The 4287-nt window shown below is 73.1% G+C and carries 2 protein-coding genes and 1 pseudogene; 2 read left to right on the forward strand and 1 reads right to left on the reverse strand.

The features are described from left to right. Nucleotides 1-63 precede the first annotated feature (63 nt). Nucleotides 64-1845, reverse strand: a complete 1782-nt coding sequence (locus tag ACFV4F_RS36995; RefSeq protein WP_380509405.1) for a carbamoyltransferase — start codon at nt 1843-1845, stop codon at nt 64-66. Nucleotides 1846-2102: 257 nt separating this feature from the next. Between ACFV4F_RS36995 and asnB the strand changes: the two genes are divergently transcribed. Together asnB and ACFV4F_RS37005 are read left to right on the forward strand one after the other, a co-directional pair. Continuing rightward, a complete protein-coding gene (gene asnB, locus ACFV4F_RS37000) occupies nt 2103-3995 on the forward strand; it encodes an asparagine synthase (glutamine-hydrolyzing) (RefSeq protein ID WP_380509408.1) in 1893 nt (630 codons plus the stop codon). After that, a pseudogene (locus tag ACFV4F_RS37005) lies at nt 3992-4287 on the forward strand (hypothetical protein); the annotation flags it as partial. The gene asnB and the pseudogene ACFV4F_RS37005, both read left to right, overlap by 4 nt.

The following is a 4287-nucleotide window of genomic DNA, read 5'->3' on the forward strand; positions in this document are numbered from 1 at the left end:
GGCACGGGCGGGCGGGGCGGGTCGGGCGGCAGGGTCGCGTGGGCGGCCGGGGACGGGAAGGGGCTAGCCGACATCGGCGATCGACTCCTCGGCGCCCTTGACGACGACGGTCCGGCCGAGGACGAGGGCGTCCAGCTTCGAGCGCAGGAACGTCCGCAGGGCCTCCTGCGGGGTCGCGATGATCGGCTGGCCGCGCAGGTTGAACGAGGTGTTGAGCACCACCGGGGTGCCGGTGCGGCGGCCGAAGGCGCCGATCAGCTCGAAGAACCGCGGGTTGCTCTCCGGGTGGAGCACCTGGACGCGCGCGCTGCCGTCGACGTGGGTGACCGCGCCGAGGTCGTCGCGGCGCTCGGCGCGGGTCTGCGTCACGAACAGCATGTGGGCGTACCGGGATTCGGTGCCGGGCTCGATCTCGAAGTACTCGCCGGCGTCCTGGACGCGGACCACCGGCGCGAACGGCCGGAAGCTCTCGCGCTCCTTGACCACCTCGTTGAGGCGGTCGCGCATGGCCTCGGTCCGCGGGTCGGCGAGGATGCTGCGGTTGCCGAGCGCGCGGGGGCCGAACTCCATCCGGCCCTGGACCCACGCGGTGATCCGGCCGTCGGCCAGCAGCTCCGAGACCCGCTCGGCGAGTTCGGCGTCGGTGGCGTATTCCTCGACGGTGCAGCCCGCCGGCTCGCCGACCGCCGCCGCCAGCTCCTCGTCGGAGAACCCGGGTCCCCAGTACGGCATGGACATCCGCCCGGCCCCGGCGGCGGCGGTGGCGTCCGCCGCGAGCGCCGCGCCGATCGCGGTGCCGTCGTCGCTGGAGGCCGGCTGGACGAAGACGTCGTCGAACAGCCGGCTGCGCGACACGAGGCCGTTGAGCGTGCAGTTGAGCGCGACGCCGCCGGCCAGGCAGAGCCGGCTGAGGCCGGTGCGCTCGCGGGCCGCGCGCAGGACGTGCAGCATCGACTGCTCGGTGATCGCCTGGAGGGCCGCGGCGATGTCGGCGTGCTCCTGGGTCGAGGGCTGCCCCGGGAGCCGCGCGGGGCCGAGCACGGCCGCCAGTTCGCGCAGGACGCCCTCGTGGGTCTCGTGCTCGAAGGCCGTGCGGTCCCGGGCCAGCACGGGGACGGTGTACGTGCCGTCCTCCCGCAGCCGCACCATGTCGGCGAAGCGGTCGTAGTAGCGCTGGGGGTCCCCGTAGGGCGCGAGACCCATCACCTTGTACTCGTCCATGAAAGGGACGAAGCCGAGGTGGTGGGTCACCAGGCTGTAGAGGATCCCGACCGAGTGCATGGCCGGGACGGTGCGCAGGACCTCGATCTCCTCGCCCCGGCCGACCGCGACGGTGAGGCTCTCGGACTCGCCCATCCCGTCGCTCACCACGATCAGCGACTCCTCGAACCCGCTGGGGTAGAAGGTGCTCGCGGCGTGGGCGAGGTGGTGCGGGACGGGCCGGAAGCGGTCGCCCCAGGGCCGGCCGGGAAGGAACTTCTCGGCCAGGGCGATCTGCGACTCCGTCGAGTACACCTCGCGGAACCGGGTGGCCGCGTGGGTGCTCCCGGCGCCGCCGGCCGGCTCCCCGTAGGCGAAGCCGTGCGCCAGGACGTCGACGTCGTCGGGTTTCAGCCCGCCCTGCTCCAGGCAGAACGCGATCGCGTTGGCCGGGAACGACCCGGTGGTCTTCTCGCCGGTGAACCGCTCCTCCGCGGCGGCGGCCACGACCTCGCCGTCGATCACCAGGGCCGCCGCCGAGTCGTAGCCCTGGGCGAACCTGTGCAGCCGGGGATCGAGCCCGGGGAAAGCCGCCCGCTTGAATTCCAGTCCGCCGTTCAGCCCGCTGTAGCCGAGGACGCGCATAGTCTCCAACCTCACCGTCGTTGCCACGCGAAATCGTTCGGCCCTCACGCTAGGCCGGGAAAGCGCCGCGCGTCGCCGCCCGCAGGTCGAGAACCGACCTGTACTCCGGTAGGGCCGGGATTCTGTCCCAAAGGACGAGCGGTAAATCGTTGACCCGTGTGCGGCGCCGCTCCTAATGTGACCGGCGGACATATCGAAAGAACAGCGGATTCCGTCAGGATTCGTGTGGGCGACCGGGTGATAGGAGCCTGAGCTCGATGTGCGGAATAGCCGGGGTCTACGGATTCGACGACCCGGCCGGCCTGGACCCCGACGTCCTGACGGCCATGACCGACGCGCTGGTGCACCGGGGGCCAGACGCGCACACCACCTGCGAGACCGGCGCGTTCACCGCCGGGTTCCGCCGCCTGTCGCTGGTCGACCTGGCCGGCGGGGGACAGCCCCACGCCACCCCGGACTCCTCGGTGGTCTCGGTGTGCAACGGCGAGATATTCAACCACCGGGAACTGCGCGAGGAACTCCGGAGAAAGGGCCACACATTCCGCTCCGGTTCGGATACGGAAGTCCTGGTCCACCTCTACGAGGAATACGGCACCGAACTCACCGGCCACCTCGACGGCCAGTTCGCCTTCGCCCTCTACGACCGGCGCGAGGACCGCCTCGTGCTCGCCCGCGACCATTGCGGAGTGCTGCCGCTGTTCTACACCGAGGTGGCCGGCCGGATCGTTTTCGCCTCCGAGGTCAAGAGCATTCTGTGCCACCCGCTGGTGGACCGCCGGGTCGACCTGCGCGGACTCGACCAGGTCCTCTCGCTGCCCGGACTGGTCAGCCCCCGGACGATGTTCGAGGGCATCAGGTCGCTGCGCCCCGGCGAGCGGCTCGTCGCGGACCGCTCGGGCCACCGCACCGAGCGCTACTGGGACCTCGACTACCCGCTCTGGGACGACGAGGCCCGCCACCGCGACGCCGCCGCCCTGCGCGACCCGCGCGTCCTCGACACCTGCGCCGACCGCACCCGGGACCTGCTCGACGCCGCCGTCCGCTCCCGCTCGGTCGCGGACGTCCCCGTCGGGACCTACCTCAGCGGCGGCCTGGACTCCAGCCTGATCGGCGCGCTCCTGGCCGCCGGCCGCCCCGGCCACGCGTGGCCCAGCTACGCGGTCACCTTCCCCGGCAGCAGCATCGACGAGGCGCGCTACCAGCGGCTGGTGGCCGGCAAGATCGGCACCCGCCACCGCGAGGTGCCCGTCGACGCCGCCGACACCGCCGGCCTGCTCGGCGCCATGGTCCGGCACGCCGAGACCCCGGTGAAGGAGTCCTACAACGTCTGCTCGATGCTGCTGGCCCGCGAGGTCCGCGCCACCGGCACGGTCGCGGTGCTCAGCGGCGAGGGCGCCGACGAGCTGTTCGGCGGCTACCCGGGCTACCTGTTCGACACCGGCGGCCCCGGCCGCGGCCCGGCCGACCTCCTGGAGGAGCAGCTCGAACGCGCGGCCGCCCACCGGATGTGGGGCCTGGACCTGCGCTACGAGACCGACCAGGTGCCCGCCCACGACCTGCGCCGCCAGCTCTACAGCGGCCCGCTGGCCGAGGAGTTCGACGCGTTCTCGGTCACCTCCCAGCGCCTCGTCGATCCGGAGCGCCTGATCGGGCGCCACCCGCTGCACCAGCGCTCCTACCTGGACTTCCACCTGCGGCTCGCCGACCACCTGCTCGGCGACCACGGCGACCGGATGGCCATGGCGAGCTCCGTCGAGATGCGCTTCCCGTTCCTGGCCAGGGACGTCGTCCGGCACGCGACCTCGATCCCGCCGTCCCTGATGACGGCCGGCGGCCGGGAGAAGGCCGTGCTGCGCCGCGCGGCCGAGGGCCTCGTCCCGCAGGAGGTGCTCGACCGCCGCAAGTTCGGCTTCCGCAGCCAGACCAGCACCGAACTGCTCCTGGCCGGCGACGAGTGGTTCGACGACCTGCTCTCGCCCGCGACCGTGCGCCGGCAGGGCTACTTCGACCCGGCCGTCGTCGCCGAGCTGATCCGCCGCCAGACCTCGGGGGCCCGCACCGTGCACCCGCACCTCGACACGGACTACCTGCTCGTCATCGCGACCTTCGCGATCTTCCTGGAGGAGTTCGGCCTGCCGTGCCTGGGATGACCCGAGAACGCGTCACCACGCCCCCGGCGGCCGCCGCGCGGCCCCTGCCGGCCGGCGCCCCCGCGCGCACCGGGGAGCCCGGGGCCCGCAAGCCGCTGATCGGCGTGATCGGCGGAATGGGCCCGCTGGCCTCCACCGAGCTGCTCAACACCGTGTACGGGCTCGAACCGCCCGAGCACGAGCAGCTCGCCGCCCGGATCCTGCTGTGGTCCGACCCGGCCGTGGGGGGGCGGGCCCCCCCCCCCCCCAGCGCGGGCGGACGGCGCCGGGGCCGCCGCGCGGGGGTCGCGCG

Origin of the sequence: Kitasatospora sp. NPDC059722 (assembly GCF_042733235.1) — a bacterium.
GTDB lineage: Bacteria > Actinomycetota > Actinomycetes > Streptomycetales > Streptomycetaceae > Kitasatospora.

Bases quoted from the DNA above. Each gene is read 5' to 3' on its own strand.
- ACFV4F_RS36995 (WP_380509405.1), bottom strand. From the start codon at position 1,845: ATGCGCGTCCTCGGCTACAGCGGGCTGAACGGCGGACTGGAATTCAAG.
- asnB (WP_380509408.1), top strand. From the start codon at position 2,103: ATGTGCGGAATAGCCGGGGTCTACGGATTCGACGACCCGGCCGGCCTG.